Consider the following 17,599-nt stretch of genomic DNA (forward strand, 5'->3'; position numbering starts at 1 on the left):
CCGTCGACCAGCTTCTCGACCCTTGCCAAGGCAGCCCGCGCCAGGATCAGGCTGCGCCAGAGGCCGACGATCTGCTCGACAGGCTGCAGCCCCCTGCCCAGCAGGAGACTCGCCGCGAACATGGTGCCGCCGGTAATTTGCCGTTCGATCACCAGATAGGCGCCGAGGCCGAGGATCAGCGATTGCATGGTGAGCCGCAGGAACCGGATAAGGCCCGACATCAGGGCGGCGCGGTCGCTTGCCTCCGCCTGGCGCCGCAGCGCCAAGTTGCGGTCGCGCCCCCAGCGGCGGATGAGACCGTCGATCATCCCCATGGCGCGAACGACTTCCGAGTTCCTGAGACTCATCTCGGTGAAGTTATAGTTGTTCGTCGCCAGCTCGTTGGCCTGCTTCAGCGGCGAGCGCACGAGATACTCGTTGAGCACGGCCATGCCGATCAAGAGCAGCGAGCAGCCGAGCGCGAAGAAGCCGAGCCAAGGATGCAGCAGGAAGATGATGCCGATGTAGATGGGCGACCATGGCAGATCGAACAGGGCGTGGATGCCGCTGCCGGTGATGACCTGCCTGAACGTATCGAAGTCGCGGATCGGCTGGCTCGGCGAGGAGCCGGGCGATGGGGTTTCCACGGACGCGGCGAGGATCCTTGCCGAGAGCAACCGGTCGAGCCGGGCGCTGGCACGCGTCAGGATCCAGGCGCGGACAAGGTCGAGACCGGCCAGCGAAAGGAACGCCGCCAGCAACACCAGGGTCAGCATCACCAGCGTGGTTTCGCTGCCGCTGGTGACAACCCGGTCGTAGATCTGCAGCATGTAGAGTGGGGAGGCGAGGTAAAGCAGGTTGATCGCCAGGCTGAATGCCGCCGCAACCAGGAAATAGCGGCGGCATGCCCGAAGCGCATCCTTCACAATTCGAGACTTGCTATCCACTTCCAGAACCCCACTCGATACTCGTCAGGTCAAGGGAGCCGCCGCAGCCGGCGGCCCTTTTCGCTCACACCACCAAGTCGCTCGAAATCGCCCCACTGCCGATGCCGGTCAGCGTGAATTCCGCCGGACTGTACGAAACGACGGTATGGCCCTGGCCATCGTCGGCAAGCTTGAAGGCGTTCGCATCATAGCTGCCGACCAGATGCAATGCGGCGCCATGGGTGCCGTCCGAAACGGTCAGCGTTCCGCCGCTGCCATCCTGGTTTGCCTGATAGACGGCCGTCGTTCCCGCACCGAACAGGATATCGCCGAGGTCCAGTCGGTCATCATTGGTGATGCCGCCGATGCGTCCGCTGTAGTCGAAGGAATCGTCGAGTTGCAGCGTGCCGGCAGCGTCGTGTCCGAAGGTGACGTCCGTCGACGAGGCGCCGCCGAACTCCAACTTCGACAAGTTGCCGATGGTGGCATCGCCGTCGCCGGTGACTTGGCCATGGATTACGATGTCACCGCCATTGGCCCAGAGCATGCCCGAATTCGCCAGGCCGCCGGTGATCGTCAGCCCGCCCGAACCCGTTGCTTCCAGCGTTCCGGAGTTGGTGACGACACTGCCTCCGGTATCGATGACCAGCGCATTCGAGCCGGAGGCGATGATGGTCCCCCTATTGTCGAGGCTGAGCATGCCGCCGCCCAGCTGGCCGGCGCCCGAGATCGTGTTGTCGACGTTGACGAGAGTGACATCCGGCCCGGTGCCGGAAATCATGTTGGCGGCGCTGTCGGATAACAGGATCTGCCCGCCTCCCTGCAAGGTCACGCCGTGCTGGATAACCTGCAGCAGCGTATCGCTGCCGGTCGAGCCGAGCGAGATCAGGCCGCTGTTGTTGATGATGCCGCTCAGCGGCAGCAACGCGCCGTCGCCGATCGTCATGGTGCCTGAATTGTTGACCACCGGTGTCTGGTCGAAGACGAAATTGCTTGCCGTGAGTGCGCCCGAATGCACGCCGTCCAGCGTGATCGACTGTCCGTCGCCGAGCGCGATCACCGCATTGCCATTGGCATCGTCGGCGATGTGCGTCTGGAGGTCGGCAAAGTCTGCCAATCCACTGTAGCCGATGAGGTCGATCTGGTCGGCCGCGGCGTCGAAATTGTGCACGGTGTCGGCGCCGATCGGCTGCGAGAAGACGAAGAGGTCGTTGCCGTGCGAGCCGGTCAGCACGTCGTCGCCGGACCAGGCAAAGATCGGCGATCCCGGAGCGTAGGCCTCGACATTATCGGCGATCGACGCAGTGCCCAAGGTCCCGTCGGCGTTGATCCAGCTCATCTGGACGTCGAGCACGGCTGCCCCGGTGAAGTCTGCCGGGGTGGTCACGGTCAGCCCGTGCAGGTCGTTGGTCTGCACCGTCCAGGATCCATCGGCGTTGTGCGTCGCGCCGTCGATGGTCCAGCCTGAGGGAACGTCCTTCACGGTGACGGTGATGAGTGCGCCTTCATGTGAGGGGTCGGTGAGGGCGAGGTTGATGGGCTCGCCGGAGGTGCCGGCGGGTTTGAGTCCTGACGTGGTTTTCGCTGCGTTTGTATGCCCTGTGGTGTCCGTGAATGCTCCGCTGTCGATATTAAGCGTGTAGGACGATCCGTTGTTGCTCCCCGCGCCTTTGTCGACTTGGAACGTATACTGAGTGTGGGCTGCATTGAAGCTTCCCGACCCCGCGATCACGCTGACATTCGGCAAACCGGTGACGTGCATCACGTCCGATAGATTTGCAAAATTCGCGGTGACAGCCGACGTGAATGTTATTGTCACGGTGCTTGGCGTGGCGTTGTTTCCCTGCTTGCCGTCCACGACGGAGGAAATCAACGTTGCACTGGCGTCGTCTGTGCCGTTCACCGTGACGGTCAGGTTGGCGGTCGATGAGCCGCCATGGTTGTCGGAATTGGTGTAGGTGAAGACGTCGGTGACGCTGGCGCCCTGGGCCAACGCCTGCACCGAGGCCAGGCTATTGTTGAGCGTGTAGGTGTAGGTGCCGTTGCTGTTGAGATGCAGCGTGCCGTAGGTGCCCGTGACATCGGTGCCGACATTGCCGGTCACGCCATTGACGGCGGTGACGCTGTGGGTGTCGCCGGTGTCGACATCGGTGTCGTTGGTCAACACATTGCCGCTGACCGGATTGGGCGCGGTGTCCTCTTTCACCGAATTGATGTCGGCCACCGCCACCGGCGCGTCATTGGTGCCGGTGATGGTGATGGTCAGGTTGGCGGACGAAGAGCCGCCGTGATTGTCGGCATTGGTGTAGCTGAAGACGTCGGTGACGGTGGCGCCTTCGGCAAGCTGCTGCACCGAGGCCAGGCCATTGTCGAGCGTATAGCTGTAGCTGCCGTCGCTGTTGAGATGCAGCGTGCCATAGGTGCCGACCAGGTCGTTGCCGACATTGCCAGCCGAGCCGTTGACGGCGCTGACGCTATGCGTGTCGCCATTGTCGACATCGGTGTCGTTGGAAAGCACATTGCCGCTCACCGGATTGGGCGCGGTGTCCTCTTTCACCGAATTGACGTTAGCAATCGCAACCGGCGCGTCATTGGTGCCAGTAATATTCACGACGATGTTATAACTCGCCGTTCCGTCAGCTGACTTCACGGTCAGAGTATCTGTAACGGGCTGGCCCTGCGTCAACGGATCGGCAAGGGTCTGGTTCAGCGTATAGGCCCACACACCGGTTGTCGTATTGAAGGTGAAGGTGCCATAAGTGCCCTGAAGGCTTGGGGGAGCCTGGAAATGGTCCTGGCCGACATCGGGGTCGGTGATGATCAACTGTCCATGCGCGTTGGGATCATTCAGCGTGCCATTGGCAACGCCGCCGGCCTCCACCACGGTCGTGTCCGCGCCCGGGACGGCGGTGATTATCGCGCCGTCATTGGTGCCCTGGATATTGACGGAGACGCTGGCCCAGCTCAGCGTTCCGTTGCCGAGTTTGATCGCATAGGTGAAGGTCTCGTTGATCTGGTCGCCCGCACCCATGGCTTGCAGGCTGGCGAAGCCATGCGCCGCCAGATATCCACTAAGGTCCATCTCGACCTTGCCGTTGTTGATGCGGATGGAAACCCCGCCGCCGATGCTTTCCCAGGCTGAAATGCCGGTCGCCTGAACGTCCTGAGTCGTCAGGTCGATGGGGGCGTATTGCTTCGTGGCCGTCGATGCGGAAATCCCATCGTCCACCGAAAAGAGGGACTTCGCGTTTCCACCCTGATCGTTCGCCATCACATCGAGAACTATGATGGTTTGCGAACCTGAAGCGAGGACGACCGTATCCTCGGTGAGATTGAAAACGTCATTGTTTGCTTGCGGTGTATTGGAGAACGACGTCGTGGTGCCGCCGGCACCGGTGACCTGAGTAGCCATTTTTCAACCCCTTTTTCCCTGACAGACGCCCCTACGCCTGTTTGTTGACAGCCCTGCACGACCACGCCCTGTCCGAGCGTCGATCCCAAAAATCGGCACACAACTGGGTTGGAAGTGCAGTGCGCCATCACCGCGCCTGCCGGGCAAGAAGAGCCGGCTGGAGCTAGCGGATGATGATTGCATGATGGCGGCGGCGGCGACGTTGGTCGCTGCGCTACGTCTCCCTACCCCGATTATATCCCCTAAATCCTCGGTTTCCGATCAAGAGATTTAGACGATGCTTATATTAGGAGATTATTAACTCTACTGGAGACGAAGCGTCAACGCCCAACTTTGGGGAACAGTTAATATTCGAAGCCAGAGCGGCATGAGTTCACGGCCTAGTGCACAGGTGACGGCTCGCGGAGCCTGCCTGACGCCTCCGAGAGAGATAACCCACGCCCGGCCCAATCGTGGGCACTGCGAAAGAAAAAGCGACTGACATAGCCGTCAGCGCCACAGCTATGGTGGGCGATCCGTCATGCTTGCCCGCCAAGGCTAATGAAGGCGGCCAGATCGCGAGGAATGAGCTTTAGACAGCGTCATGAGACGTCAGATCGATTTGAGTGCGGTCGATTTCTGGCTGGAGGACGACTCATGCCTGGTCAGAGAACGCTCGATGGATCGGATGATCGCGATCAGCAGCAGATTGATCACGAGGTAGAGCACGCCAGCAATTGCGAAAATCTCGAAGATCGCGAAGGTCTGGCTCATCAGCCGCTTGGCGTAGCCGGTGATTTCGAGCACCGTGATCGTCGAGGCGAGGCTGGTGCCCTTCACCACAAGGATAAGCTCATTGCCATACGCCGGCAGCGCCTGGCGGATGGCGAGCGGGAACTCGATGCGGCGGAACCGCAGCATGCGCGACATGCCGCATGCCTGGGCCGCCTCGACGAGACCGACCGGAACCGACATCAATCCGCCGCGCAGTATCTCGGATGTGTAAGCGGCCGTATTCAGCGCGAGTGCCAGGACGGCGCAACGCGATCCGTCGCTGATCACCCACCACAAAACCGCGTTGTCCTTGATCAGCGAAAGCTGGCCGAGCCCGTAGTAAAACAGGAAGATCTGCACCAGCAGCGGGGTCCCGCGAAAGACGTTGCTGTAATATTTGGCGAAGCCCGACAGGAGCCAGTTCGACGACAGCCGCATAAGCGCCAGTCCGAGGCCCAGATTGAAGCCGATCAGCACCGAAACGAAGGTCAGCGCGGCTGTGACCCACATGCCCTTGAGCAGAACGGGAACCGCAAGCTGGATGAGGTCTATCATACTGCTTTTCTCGTCCGTAGCCTGAGCAGGCGTTCGATCCCGTCGAAGCCGGCCTGGCTTACAAGCGTGATGGCGAGATAAACCACCGCCGCAATCAAGTAGAAGATGAACGGGTGGCGGGTGGAGTTGGCGCCGATGAAGGAAATGCGCATCAACTCCTGAAGGCCGACCACGGAAACCAAAGCGGTGTCCTTGATCGTCGTCTGCCAGACATTGTTGATGCCGGGAACGGCGATGCGCAGCATCTGCGGGGCGATGATGCGGCGGAAGATGCGTGCGCCCGGCAGCCCGAGCGCTCGAGCTGCCTCGATATGCCCATTGGGGATGGCGCCGAGCGCCCCGCGCACGACCTCGGTCGAATAGGCCCCGGAGATCGCGCCGATGGCGATGACCGCGATGACGAACGCATAACCGCTTTCCGCAACTCCGGCATAGCCGAAGGCAGTCACGACCTTGGTCACGAATTCAACCGAACTGAAAAACAGCAGGTAGATGATAAGCAGTTCGGGCACGCCACGCACAAGCGACGTATAAGCATCGACCACCAGCGAAAGTGGAAATATCCGGGCCCATTTGATCAGCCCGCAGACAATGCCGATCACCAGACCGGCCGCCATGCTGACGAAACCCACAAGGATTGTGATCGCCGCGCCACGCAGGATGACGGTCACCCAACCCGCTTCCCAAACTTGCCAGAGACCGAATTCCATCCGAGTTGCCCTAGTCTGTCGTGCCAATGAGACGCATGCGCCCGGCTGTCCGGGCGCATGCCAGAATTCCAAGGCGTTATTTGCAGGGCCGGGAAATGTCCGTCTTGAACCATTTCTGGCTGGCCTTGCCGACCGAGCCGTCGGCGATCAACTCGCAAAGCGCCTTGTCGATCTTGGCCTTGAGCTCGGTGTTGTCCTGCGCGATGCCGACGCCGATGCCTTCGCCAAGCGTCGGGTCGAACGTGCTCTTTATCTCAACACCTATCAGCTGGAAGTTCTTGCCATCCGGCTTGTCCAGAAAATCCTGCAAGGCGGATTGATCGGCGAAAGCCGTGTCGATACGGCCGCTCGCCAGGTCGATCTGCATCTGATCGAGCGTGTCGTAGGTTTTCAGGTCGGCATTCGGCGCACGCTTCTCGAGGAAATGCGCGTGCGTGGTGCCAGCCTGCACGCCGACCTTCTTGCCATCGAGCGATTTCAGCAGCGTGTCGACGTCGGTGATGGCGGCGAGATCAGAACCCTTGGCCGCGACGAACATGTTGGCCAGTTCGGCATAGCCGACGCTGAAGTTGATCTCCTTCTTGCGATCGGCGGTGATCGACATGCCCGAGATGATGACGTCGAAGCGCTTGGCCTTCAGCGCCGGGATCAACCCGTCGAAGGCCTGCACCACGAAATGGCAGGTCACGCCAAGTTTGGTGCATAGCAATGCGCCGACATCGGCGTCGAAGCCGGTGACGTTGCCGTTGGCGTCGGACATGCTCCATGGCGGGTAGGCGCCTTCCGTACCAATGGACAGCTCGCCTTCGGCCGCCCATGCGCTGCCCATGCTTCCCGCCAGACAGGCGAGCAGCGTCAAGACTTTCAGTTTCATATCAGTTCCCCTTGTTGTTGATCTTCATTGCCGTTGTCCGGTGCGAGCCGAACGCTTCGAGGGCTTGCTTCACAGTGTCCGTGCCAGGAATTGGCGCAGACGCTCCGAGCGCGGGCTGCCGAACAGCTCCGCCGGCGCACCCTCTTCCTCCACCTTTCCCTGGTGGAGAAACAGAACCTTGTGGGAGACCTCGCGCGCGAACTGCATCTCATGCGTCACGAGGATCATGGTGTTGCCTTCCTCCGCCAGTTGGCGGATCACCCGCAGCACCTCGCCGACCAGCTCGGGGTCGAGCGCCGATGTCGGCTCGTCGAAGAGGATGACCTTGGGCCGCATCGCCAGCGTGCGGGCAATCGCCGCCCGCTGCTGCTGGCCGCCGGACAACTGGCCGGGATAGTGGGCATGCTTGTCGGCGAGCCCGACCTTCTTCAGCAGGGCATGCGCGTGTTCGAGGGCCTTCTCGCGAGGCTCCTTCAGCACATGCCGGGGCGCTTCGATGATGTTCTCCACCACCGTCATGTGCGGCCACAGATTGAAGTTCTGGAACACCATCCCGACCCGGGCGCGGATGCGTTCGACCTGCGCCATGTCGGCCGGCCCGAGACGGCCGTTCGACAGCGGCTTCATCTTGATGAGTTCGCCGTCGATGGCGACCTTGCCGCCATCCGGCTGTTCCAGAAGATTGATGCAACGCAGGAACGTGCTCTTGCCCGAACCCGACGAGCCAATCATGGAAATGACTTCGCCGGCATGGGCGGTGAGATTGACGCCCTTCAACACCAGAAGCGAGCCGAAGCTCTTGTGAAGCTCGTCGATCTGCACTGCCGGCGTCGTGATCTTCGCTTCATCAGCAGGCTTCGGATCGGCCACAGGGGCCGGAGCGGTTGGCGGCGTCTGTTCGCGCCTTATGGCCTCGTCCTGGGCTACCTCGACAGTCTGTAGCTCGGCCAGTGCACGGTCGAAATAGCGCAGGCTGCTGGACAGGCAAGTGCGCTGCCAATCCGGATCATCGGGAATGAAGGCCGAGCGCAGCGTCTCCCGGATTCGCTTGCCCAGCGGCGAATCGAGCTTCCCGAACAGATGCAGCCAGTTGTCGGCTTGCACCGCTTCCATGACCGAGGGGCCGTCCAGCGTGCCGCATTCGACGACAAGCGGCAGCACGCGCGCGTCCGGCATTGCCTTGCGGACGGCGTCGGAGACATAGCCGGTCGCAGTCGCAGCGATGCCGGTGCCGGTCTTGGCGCCCGGGCCGGTCAGCACGGTCGAGAGCGCCGGCCCGAAGATGGATTTGCCCCAGGCAAGGCCAGCATGCTCGGAACTCGCCACCGAAAGCAGAGCCGGATAGCCGTAAGGCCCCGCCCCCGTATGCAGGTCGAAAACGATGACCTGGCGCGCCGCGCCGGCAAAAGCCTTCAGGATTTCGTTCAGCGTCCTGTTCGACCAGACCGGCCCGCCACCGCCGTAGAACATCCCGTCGGCGAATTCATACTGGCCAGCCTCGACGATCGCTGCCAGCCCGGCATGCCCAAGCCTCTTGCGCGCTGCGGCGAGTTTCTCGTCGGCCGCTATACGGTCCGCCCCTGCCCATTCGCGGTATGCCACGGCGTCGTGAAGGCCGGCATAGCCATTGTTGACCGGAGCGCCGGCCGACCAGTCGATGAAATTGCGGTTGAGGTCGACATTGTCTTCGTTGACGCGCCGCGACCACGCCGTGCCCCAGGGATTGATGAGGTGGATGGCAAGGATCGCCATGTCGTCAGGCAAGCGCCGCAGGTTCTTCTGGCCGAGCCAGGCGGTCTGGCAGGTCGAGCCGAACGGCCCCTCGACACCATGCGTGCCGGAAATGAGCACGATCAGCTTGCGCGCGTCGCGACGGCCAAGCAGTGCCACATCCGTCGCCAGCGGCCCGCCATCGGGCCCGTTCAGCGGATGAACATATTCAGACAGCTCCGCGCCCGCCCGCTCGGCCGCTTGGCGAAATTCTTGGCGCAAGGCGCCGAAATCAGAGGCATAGGCCGGGGCCGGCTCGTCATGGCGCTTCGTCGATCCCAATGGACGACTGGCGGTCAATCCGTTCATTCCCTGTGATTCCGGCATGGGGTTACTCATCGGTGAGGTTGCTCACGTTCTTAAAGCTGCCGGAATGAGATGGCCTGGAAGACCGAACGAACCAGGCATCGCGGGGAAGCACCTTGTCGGGGTTCATGATCGACTGATCGTCCAGCACTCGTTTCACCCGCTCCATCACGGCGAGCTTCGTCGGGTCGGCTGTCGCCAGCAGGGAATGGATGCGCTTCGACCCAACACCGTGCTCGGCGGAAAAGGAACCGCCAATCTCCCGGAGCTGTTGATACAGGACACCCTCGACACGCTCGGCAATTTCGGGCGCCAGAGGCCCCCGGCGGTTGAGGATGATATGCAGGTTCCCATCGGCCAGATGTCCGAAGATATAGGGCGCCAGACCGGGTTCGATCGCAGCGAGCTTAGGCAGGATTCTGTCGAGATATGCTGGAATTTCCGACAATGGCACCGACACGTCGAAAGAAGGCGCATCGGGATGGGCGCGATAGAGCACGCTGGTGTCCTCGCGCAGCCGCCACAGGTCGTCCTCTTGCCGCCGCGAGCCGGCGATGATGCCGGTCGCTTCGGGATAGCGCTCCATTACTTCCGAATAAATCCGCTCGAAATCCTCGCGCAGCGCCTCTTCGCGCGCGCCGCCAAGCGACAGCAGCAAGAACAGCGGCTGGTCGAGCGGCACGCCTGGTTCGGACCATCCATGCGCGGCGGCGGCCAGACTGAAATACGAGGTCCACATCGCCTCGGCCGCGCGCAGATGCCCGGCCTCCGATTCAAGAGCCAGGCGAATGGTCCGCAGAGCAGCCTCGACCGATGGCAGCCCGAAAAGCGCGGTGGCGCTGGCTAGCGGCGAAGGGTCGAGCTTGACGACCACGCGGGTGACGATGCCGAGCGTGCCCTCGGCGCCGATGAAGAGATGTTTCAGATCATAGCCGGCCGAATTCTTCACCACCCGGGTGAGATCGGAATAGACCGATCCGTCGGCCAGAACGGCCTCGAGGCCAAGCACGCGGTGGCGCATCACGCCGTTGCGAAAGGCCATCACGCCGCCCGCATTGGTGGACACCATGCCGCCGATCGTTGCCGAGCCGCGCGCGGCAAGATCGATGCCCGGTTCCAGCCGGTGTTCGCGCGCGGCCTCTTGCAGCGCTTCAAGAGTAACGCCGGCGTCGACGACGGCCACCCGCTCGACAGGATCAAGCCGCTCGATGCGGTTCATGCGCGTCATCGAAAGGACGATCTCGCCTGGCCGCGAAACACTGCCGCCGACCAGGCCGGTCTTTCCACCTTGCGGCACGATCGCGATCCCGTTCTGGTGACAGATGCGCGCCACCGCCGCGACTTCACCGGTCGATAAAGGCGCAACGACGATGCCGGCGCCACAATTCGCGCCATTCGAGCCAAGGTCGATCGCCTCGGTATCCTCTCCGGTGCGCACATTCGAAGCGCCGACGACATCGCGGAGCGCGTCGACAAACGACAACGGCACCGCCTGGTCGATCCAGTTCGTTTGCCCTTGGGGCGCGAGGCCGGTCATCGTCCCACCAATTCCTGAAGTGCCGCAATCAGCCGGTCATTGTCCGCCGGCAAGCCGATGGTGGCACGCAGATAGCGTTCGTAGCCGGCTTCTCGCCACGCCTTGACGATAATCCCCTGCTTCAGAAGATCGGCGGCGAGGCTCGAACTATCACCCTTGCAGTCGAAGAACAGGAAGTTTGTCTGCGACGGCGCAACCCGGAAACCAAGGCCAACAAGAGCGGTGGCTGTGCGCACGCGCTCGGCCCTGACCCGGCTCGCCGACGCCTTCATCCAGCTTTCGTCGGCGAGTGCCGCGATCGCGGCGGTCTGTGCCGCTGCGTTGACGTTGAATGGCGTCTTGGCAGCGGCGATCACCCGTGCCAGTTCGAGGCTCGAACAGACGGCATAGCCGACGCGCAGCCCCGCCAGCCCATACGCCTTCGAAAACGTCCGCAGCACCACATGGTCGATGCCGTGACCGCGCAGAACCTCGATGCCGTCCGGCGCACCGGGATCGGCAAATTCGAAATAGGCTTCGTCGAGGACAAGAAGCGTGCCTGGCCGCACGGCGCCGATCAGCCGTTGCAAGCCGGAATGGTCGAGACCCGGCCCGACCGGGTTCCATGGCGAGGATATGAAAACGATCCGTGGCCTGGCGGCAATCGCCGTTTCCAGCGCGGCAAGGTCGAACTCCATTCCAGGCGTCATCGCAACCTTGACGACATCAGCCCCCACTGCCAGCGGCTCTATCTCATGCAGGCCGAAGCTCGGCACCGTGGTGACGACGGAGGCGCCCGGCACCAGGACGGCGCGCGAGATGGCGGCGATCATCTCCTCGGAGCCGTTGCCGGCAACGATCAGGCCGGGATCGACCGCCAGTCTTTCGCCAAGCACTGCCCGCAGCGCCGTGCAAGCCGGATCGGCATAGCGCCATGGTTCGAACGATGACGAAGCCAATGCGGCCATGACGGCGGGAGAACAGCCGTCCGGGTTCTCATTGCTGGCCAGCCGGGCGATGTCTTGGCGGCCACTCAGCGCCCGCGCCATCGCTATGTTCATGCCGGCATTGTAGGGCGGCAAGGCGGCGATATGCGGATTGAGCGGCAGGCTCGACACTGGTTTGACCGACTGTTCCAAATTCCGACTTCCGTTTCCCCGCGCCCATACGCGGCATCGCGATCTTGTCAAATATCCAGGACGATTGATCCGCTCGGCCTGGAGCAGCACAGCAGCACTTCGCCTGCCCCAAGCTCGTCCAGCGGTTCTTCGAAATAGGCGACGTCACCCGAGACCAGCCGCGACTTGCATGTGCCACAGATGCCCGACCGGCAGCTGAATTCCGGTTTCAGACCGTGATCCTCGGCAAAGTCGAGCAGCGATGCGGCGGAGCCGTCCCAGATGGCCTTGAGTCCCGATTTTCGGAACTCCATGGTCGTCGCCTCGTCTGTCGGCACGATCCTTGCCGGCTGCGCAACAACCGCCGAGGTCCGAAATGCATCAGGCTCAAGCACCGTCGACGGGCCGAAAAATTCGTAGGCAATGCGGTGCTTCGGCACGCCAAGCGCTCGCAACATGGCGTAAATCGCCTGCATGAACGGCGGCGGACCACAGAGATAGAAATCATAGTCGTCGATCGGCAGCAGGCGTTGCAGCACGTCCCGCGAAATCATGCCTTCGCTGTGGAAGTGCTGCTTGGCTTTGTCGCGTTCGGAAGGAGACCGATAGCAGTAGTGGGCGGACAGGCCGGGCCGTGTCGCGACAAGGCCGCTCACCTCGTCGCGCAAGGCATGCACGTCGCCATTCTCGCAAGCGTGAACGAAGACGATGCGGCGGTCCGGCATCGAAGCCAGCGCATGCAGCATCGACACCATCGGCGTCAGCCCAACGCCGCCGCTGAGCAGCACCACTGGACGGCTGCTCGCCTTGTCGAGCACGAACTCGCCGCGCGGCCCTTCGGCCTGAAGGACGTCACCGACGTCGATCCGGTCATGCAGGAAGCATGAGCTTATCCCATCAGGCAGGCCAGGCGCGGATGCTGCTTCCCGCTTCACGCTGATCCGGTAGCGACCCTTGCTGGCCGGAGAACAGGAGACGCTATAGTTGCGCAGCACATATCCCTTTTCGCCTGCCGCGTGCGGTACGGGTATCTTGAACACCAGGAACTGGCCCGGCTCGAAATCGCGCCAGTCCAGTGGATTGACCGGCTCCATGTGGAACGACGTGATGATGGCGCTTTCGCGCACCTTCGCAACCACCCTCAGGTCGCGAAACCCGCTTCTTGCGATGGTGTCGCGAGCGGTGAATGCGTTCATTCGGCGGCCGCCAATTGCTGGCTCTCGCTGGCGATCAGCTTGGCCAGGTTGCGGCGAAAACGCAGCGGCCCGACATCGATCTTGAGATCGAGATTGGGCGTGCGCTTGTTGGCCATGCCCTTGTGCACCGCGTTGAGCACGGTGCGGTCCTCGTCGAAAGCGCCGCGCACGGAGGTGGCGAACCGGCGCGACACCTCCAGATCGTCGGGAGCGAAATTGCGCATCTGGAACCAGTAATATTTCGTCTGGTTCTCATCGACAGGCGTCATGAAATTGTAACTGTCCATGAGGAACACGTCCTCGTGCAGCGGCTTGCCTTCGCCGCCGGTGCGTGCCGGTACGAAGATCGCCTTGATGATCGCGTTGGACGGGTAGCGCACCTCGTAGTGCTGCTTGCGGTCGCAATTGCCGGAGAATTTGAGGAAGGGTGCATAGAAGGGCGCCGGTGCGGCATCGACCACCCAGCGCCATACCGTTACGCCGTCTTCGCCCACGGTGGTTTCGAGCGGCGCATCCTCCATGGCCTGGACACCACCGAAGGAGGACTGATGGACCCAGGACACATGCGAGGGGTCGAGCAGGTTGTCGGTCATGTAGAGATAGTTGCAATCGAGCGCCATCGATTCGCCGCGGTTGACGCCCCATGCCGGGTCGCCCCAGTGATCGACAGCGAAAATCAGGTCGGGATCGGCCTTTGCCGCCTCGCCCATCCAGATCCAGAGCAAGCCGTAGCGCTCGGCAATCGGATAGGAACGGACGCAGGCGACATGGGGTATCTTTTCCGCGCCCGGCACCCGCGTGCAGGTCCCCGTGCTGTCGAAGGTCAGGCCGTGATAGCCGCACTCGACCGTGTCGCCCTTTATGCGACCCATGGACAGCGGCAGCTTGCGATGCGGACAGGCGTCTTCGAGCGCCGCTACCACGCCATCGGTCCGGCGGTAGAGGACGATATCCTCGCCAAGAATCCGGGTCGGCACCAGCCGGTCGGCGACCTCATGGTCCCACGCGGCAACGTACCAGCAGTTTCGAAGAAACATGGCGTCCTCCCAGCTTGTGAACCCCCAAACGAATATCTTGCGGATCCTGGACGACATAGGGCTTGCATCTGCGTTCTATTTTAGAAAAACTAAATCAAGATGACCCCAGGATCCTTGCCCAGGTGAACAAGACGCCGCCGCTGCGTGCGATACAGGCCTTCGAGGCCTTCGGCAGACGCGGCAGTATGACGGCGGCCGCGACCGAGCTTGGCGTCTCCGTTGGCGCGGTCAGTCAGCAGATACGCAAAGCGGAAGAGGCCCTCGAGGTCAGGCTGCTGGAACGGCGCGGCAGAAGCGTCGCCCTCACAGCGCTGGGACGCGTGTATCACGCGGCGGTTTCCCGCGGATTCGACCAGATTCGTGCGGCTCAAGACATCATCGATCGCGCCCAGTCCGCGAACACGCTGACAATCTCCTGCCTGCCATCGCTGGCCAGCAAATGGATCGGCCCGCAATTGCTGGATTGGCAGATTGCACACCCGGGCGCGACGGTACGTCTGGTCGGCGCGGAGACGGAACCCCGATTGGATACTGAAGGGGTCGACTTCCGCATTTCGTACGGCGAGAAGTATCGCGATTTCAACCACTATATCGAACTGTTCACGGATTGGGTGGTGCCGGCATGCTCACCGGCGCTGCTGGCAAGGCACCCGGTGCGCAACCCCGCCGACATTCTCGACCTGCCACTCCTCAGCATCGAATGGGCTCGCGACCACCGCTCACCGCCCAGTTGGACGGAATGGGCAGCAAGCATCGGAGCGATGTACCAAAAGGCTTCAGGTGAAGTCGCCTTCTCCTTGTCGAGCGCCGCTATCGATGCCGCGACGAACGGAAGAGGCGTTGTGCTGGCGCAGCTATCAATGGCTGCCGAGGATATCGCATCCGGCCGCCTCATCGTACCTTTCAATCAACGGCTCAAATTGTCTCAGGCCTATTTCCTTGCCTGGGACCGTGCAGCTCTGGAAAAGCCCTTCGGCCCGGAACTGCGCGCGTGGATCGTGTCGAATTCCAAGCGGATGGGCGCAGCTTTAATGGCTAGCTGATGTCCTCAACTGTTCACTCCCACTTGATTGTCTTTGTCCTTATTAGGTCATTGATCGCTGACATGCCGGACTGCAGGCGGTATCGCGTGATCGAGATGCGCTCGGGCGATCGATCCTCAATCACGCCAGCCCGAGCCGGGCGACGACGAGCAGAACCACCCGCTGGTTGATTGAACCTAGCCCTCTACTCTGCTTTCGTCGGGACCGTCATCCTGATGCAGGTGCCGCGGGCCTAACAGTCTGCTGGCATGGCCGGTTGGCTTCCGCGATCGCGTGACAACTGGGATGTCACCAGTGTTAGCCTTTCGCTGGCGCAAGCCGTCGCCTACTCGACGTTGTAGCGCAACCATTCGAGCAACGTGACCGGGGCGGGTTTCAGACGCCTCTCCGGCACGAGCCACCGTGCGGGACCTGTTACATTTTGTGATTTGCACGATACCGCTGACGGGCGTTCTGATGAATGGAGGCCTTTCCGGCTTCAGGCACTTGGCGGAAAGGGCGGGGGTGTGAAAGGTGGCCAACCATGGCCCAGGCAAGTACCATTGTCTTAAGCGGCGATTATGGCTACACCCAGTATAAGGCATCCGGCCTGCCCGCCGACACCACTATCGATGCCACCGACGCCTCGTGGATCGTCGCCAATCAGGGAAGCCCCATCAACCGCTATCCCTTCTCGATCGTCGACCCCGGCGACAACCTCCTGGTTTTTGGCGGCACGATCAACGGCACCGTCTCCCAAACCGGCGACTGGGAGAACATTTACGTCAACTCCGCCGCAGTCCGTATAAATTCAGCCCACAACTTTGTCATCGACGATTGGACGGTTACCCAGCCCTGGGATGGCATTCGTGTCGGCGGCACTGGCCACTTCGTCATCGAGGACAGCTATGTCGGCTACTCCCGAGACGACGCGGTCGAGGACGATGACGTCATCAGTGGCACGATCAAGGATTCCCTGTTTGACAACGTGTTTTCCGGAGTGAGCCTTGGTGACGGTGAAGTGAATGGGCATAACAACACGGTCATCATGGATGGCATGCTTCTGGGCATGAAAGAATACCTTCGCAAAGGCGAGATGACCCACGGCTCGCCGTTCAAACTCGACAACGGCACAGGCGCTAACGATATCTCGCCAAGCCTGCACTTCATCGACTGCGTGGTGGCGATCACCGACGTGCACCACAACGGCATGGGGCGGCTGCAGCACGCCTGGGACAAGACGGTCGAGTCGCACGGCAATTACTACCTCAACCTCTCTGACACGCCGCTGCCGTCCGATTATCCAATGCCGCCCGCCGGCTGGACGGTCCTTCAAGGCCAGGCGGCCCGCGATTACTGGGCCAATGCCAAGGCGGTCTGGCATGCGGCCCATGACGGGATCGACCAGCCACCGACACCGCCGACCGACCCGACCAAGGGAACTACCGGGAACGACACTTTTGTCGGCACTGGCGCGGCCGATAACTATGATGCCCTGGCTGGTAACGACATACTGTGGGGCCGAGGTGGCAACGACGTGCTCCACGGAGGCGCCGGCAAGGACACCTTCGTGTTTGACACGGCCTATGGCCCTGGCAATGTCGATAGGCTCCCGGACTTCCACGCAGCGGACGACGCGCTCTATCTCGACAATGCCGTCTTCACCAGCCTCGGCCCCGGTTCCTTGTCCAGCCCGACGCAGGTGAACTCGTCGTATTTCGAGTTGCGCGAACACGCCACCAGCCATAACGACTACCTGCTCTACGACCGGACCACGGGCATCCTGTACTATGACCCCGATGGCTCGAGATCGGCCCCTCAGGTGGAAATCGCCCACCTACAGGCCGGGGCGGCCCTGACCTATCATGACGTGTACATCATTTGATCGCCCATGCGATCGCACATGGCACTACGAAGCGCGAGCGCGTCACCGCTGGTGTTCCAGTTGCCACTAACAGCGATCAAAAATAGCGACGGATAGCGCCGATCTAGTAGCTCTGCACAGAGGTTACGACTCTTTGGAAATCGGCTTGGGATAGGCTTCGACCAGGCGCTCCCATGCAGCCCTGTCTGCGACGAGGAGATCCTAGCTGTCGATGCGACGATCGAGGCACCCCGAGCCACAACCACCCTTGCTCTCCTTTGGCAAAGGGGAGACCTGGCGAGTTCCAATTCGCAACCGAAGGCGATTATCCGGACCGAGGGTGGACGTCGGCTAAGAAGCGTGCGCGACTAGTGCTCGCGCGCAACCAGCCAACCAGATACTAGCCGGCCGAGTGGGCCGATGATCACGCTTGTCCAGGTCGTGGCGCGCTCTCGGCGGTCTTTGCATTCTTGACGGATCATATTTTGGACTTCAGAGCAACCAAGTGGCGTCAGTATCCAGCTGTCAAGCTGAGACGATTTTCTCCACATTGGACTGTTG

The 17,599-nt window shown here is 61.9% G+C and carries 12 protein-coding genes; 2 read left to right on the top strand and 10 right to left on the bottom strand.

Annotated elements, in window-relative coordinates; translation table 11 throughout:
• From EOA36_RS07525 to EOA36_RS07570, 10 genes are all read right to left on the bottom strand, one after another.
• Positions 1-926: ABC transporter transmembrane domain-containing protein (locus tag EOA36_RS07525; protein WP_245464280.1), on the bottom strand; the 926-nt coding region annotated here is incomplete at its 3' end.
• A gap of 64 nt (positions 927-990) precedes the next feature.
• The gene (locus EOA36_RS07530) at positions 991-4,317 is read right to left on the bottom strand and encodes a VCBS domain-containing protein (protein ID WP_127276462.1); all 3,327 of its coding nucleotides are present in this window, start codon (positions 4,315-4,317) and stop codon (positions 991-993) included.
• 591 nt (positions 4,318-4,908) lie between these two features.
• On the bottom strand, positions 4,909-5,625 hold the full coding sequence (locus EOA36_RS07535; protein WP_127276464.1) for an ABC transporter permease: 717 nt from the start codon (positions 5,623-5,625) through the stop codon (positions 4,909-4,911).
• Positions 5,622-6,335, bottom strand: a complete 714-nt coding sequence (locus EOA36_RS07540) for an ABC transporter permease subunit (protein ID WP_127276466.1) — start codon at positions 6,333-6,335, stop codon at positions 5,622-5,624. Before EOA36_RS07540 ends, EOA36_RS07535 begins: the two co-directional genes overlap by 4 nt.
• A gap of 76 nt (positions 6,336-6,411) precedes the next feature.
• The gene (locus EOA36_RS07545) at positions 6,412-7,209 is read right to left on the bottom strand and encodes a transporter substrate-binding domain-containing protein (protein ID WP_127276468.1); all 798 of its coding nucleotides are present in this window, start codon (positions 7,207-7,209) and stop codon (positions 6,412-6,414) included.
• 69 nt (positions 7,210-7,278) lie between these two features.
• Positions 7,279-9,288 (bottom strand): DUF2817 domain-containing protein, encoded by a 2,010-nt coding sequence (locus EOA36_RS38770; protein WP_127276470.1) that lies wholly within the window; start codon positions 9,286-9,288, stop codon positions 7,279-7,281.
• A gap of 22 nt (positions 9,289-9,310) precedes the next feature.
• On the bottom strand, positions 9,311-10,822 hold the full coding sequence (locus tag EOA36_RS07555; RefSeq protein ID WP_127276472.1) for an FAD-binding oxidoreductase: 1,512 nt from the start codon (positions 10,820-10,822) through the stop codon (positions 9,311-9,313).
• Positions 10,819-11,940 carry a histidinol-phosphate transaminase gene (hisC, locus tag EOA36_RS07560; RefSeq protein ID WP_127276474.1) on the bottom strand — a complete coding sequence of 374 codons (1,122 nt, stop codon included), beginning with the start codon at positions 11,938-11,940 and terminating at the stop codon, positions 10,819-10,821. Before hisC ends, EOA36_RS07555 begins: the two co-directional genes overlap by 4 nt.
• A gap of 47 nt (positions 11,941-11,987) precedes the next feature.
• Positions 11,988-13,115, bottom strand: coding sequence for a 2Fe-2S iron-sulfur cluster-binding protein (locus EOA36_RS07565; RefSeq protein WP_127276476.1), 1,128 nt, complete (start codon positions 13,113-13,115; stop codon positions 11,988-11,990).
• Positions 13,112-14,152, bottom strand: a complete 1,041-nt coding sequence (locus EOA36_RS07570) for an aromatic ring-hydroxylating dioxygenase subunit alpha (protein WP_127276478.1) — start codon at positions 14,150-14,152, stop codon at positions 13,112-13,114. The genes EOA36_RS07565 and EOA36_RS07570 overlap by 4 nt, the downstream gene beginning before the upstream one ends.
• Before the next feature lie 122 nt (positions 14,153-14,274).
• Between EOA36_RS07570 and EOA36_RS07575 the strand changes: the two genes are divergently transcribed.
• Positions 14,275-15,195 carry a LysR substrate-binding domain-containing protein gene (locus EOA36_RS07575; protein WP_127276482.1) on the top strand — a complete coding sequence of 307 codons (921 nt, stop codon included), beginning with the start codon at positions 14,275-14,277 and terminating at the stop codon, positions 15,193-15,195.
• Positions 15,196-15,718: 523 nt separating this feature from the next.
• Positions 15,719-17,059: a calcium-binding protein gene (locus EOA36_RS07580; RefSeq protein WP_127276480.1), complete on the top strand. Its 1,341-nt coding sequence runs from the start codon at positions 15,719-15,721 to the stop codon at positions 17,057-17,059.
• Positions 17,060-17,599: the final 540 nt, after the last annotated feature.

It is taken from the genome of Mesorhizobium sp. M8A.F.Ca.ET.021.01.1.1 (genome assembly GCF_003998025.1).
In the GTDB taxonomy this organism is placed as follows: domain Bacteria; phylum Pseudomonadota; class Alphaproteobacteria; order Rhizobiales; family Rhizobiaceae; genus Mesorhizobium.

Coding starts and splice junctions, on each gene's coding strand:
- EOA36_RS07535 (WP_127276464.1), bottom strand. CDS start 5,625: ATGATAGACCTCATCCAGCTTGCGGTTCCCGTTCTGCTCAAGGGCATG.
- EOA36_RS38770 (WP_127276470.1), bottom strand. CDS start 9,288: ATGAACGGATTGACCGCCAGTCGTCCATTGGGATCGACGAAGCGCCAT.
- EOA36_RS07565 (WP_127276476.1), bottom strand. CDS start 13,115: ATGAACGCATTCACCGCTCGCGACACCATCGCAAGAAGCGGGTTTCGC.
- EOA36_RS07570 (WP_127276478.1), bottom strand. CDS start 14,152: ATGTTTCTTCGAAACTGCTGGTACGTTGCCGCGTGGGACCATGAGGTC.
- EOA36_RS07540 (WP_127276466.1), bottom strand. CDS start 6,335: ATGGAATTCGGTCTCTGGCAAGTTTGGGAAGCGGGTTGGGTGACCGTC.
- EOA36_RS07555 (WP_127276472.1), bottom strand. CDS start 10,822: ATGACCGGCCTCGCGCCCCAAGGGCAAACGAACTGGATCGACCAGGCG.
- EOA36_RS07580 (WP_127276480.1), top strand. CDS start 15,719: ATGGCCCAGGCAAGTACCATTGTCTTAAGCGGCGATTATGGCTACACC.
- EOA36_RS07530 (WP_127276462.1), bottom strand. CDS start 4,317: ATGGCTACTCAGGTCACCGGTGCCGGCGGCACCACGACGTCGTTCTCC.
- EOA36_RS07545 (WP_127276468.1), bottom strand. CDS start 7,209: ATGAAACTGAAAGTCTTGACGCTGCTCGCCTGTCTGGCGGGAAGCATG.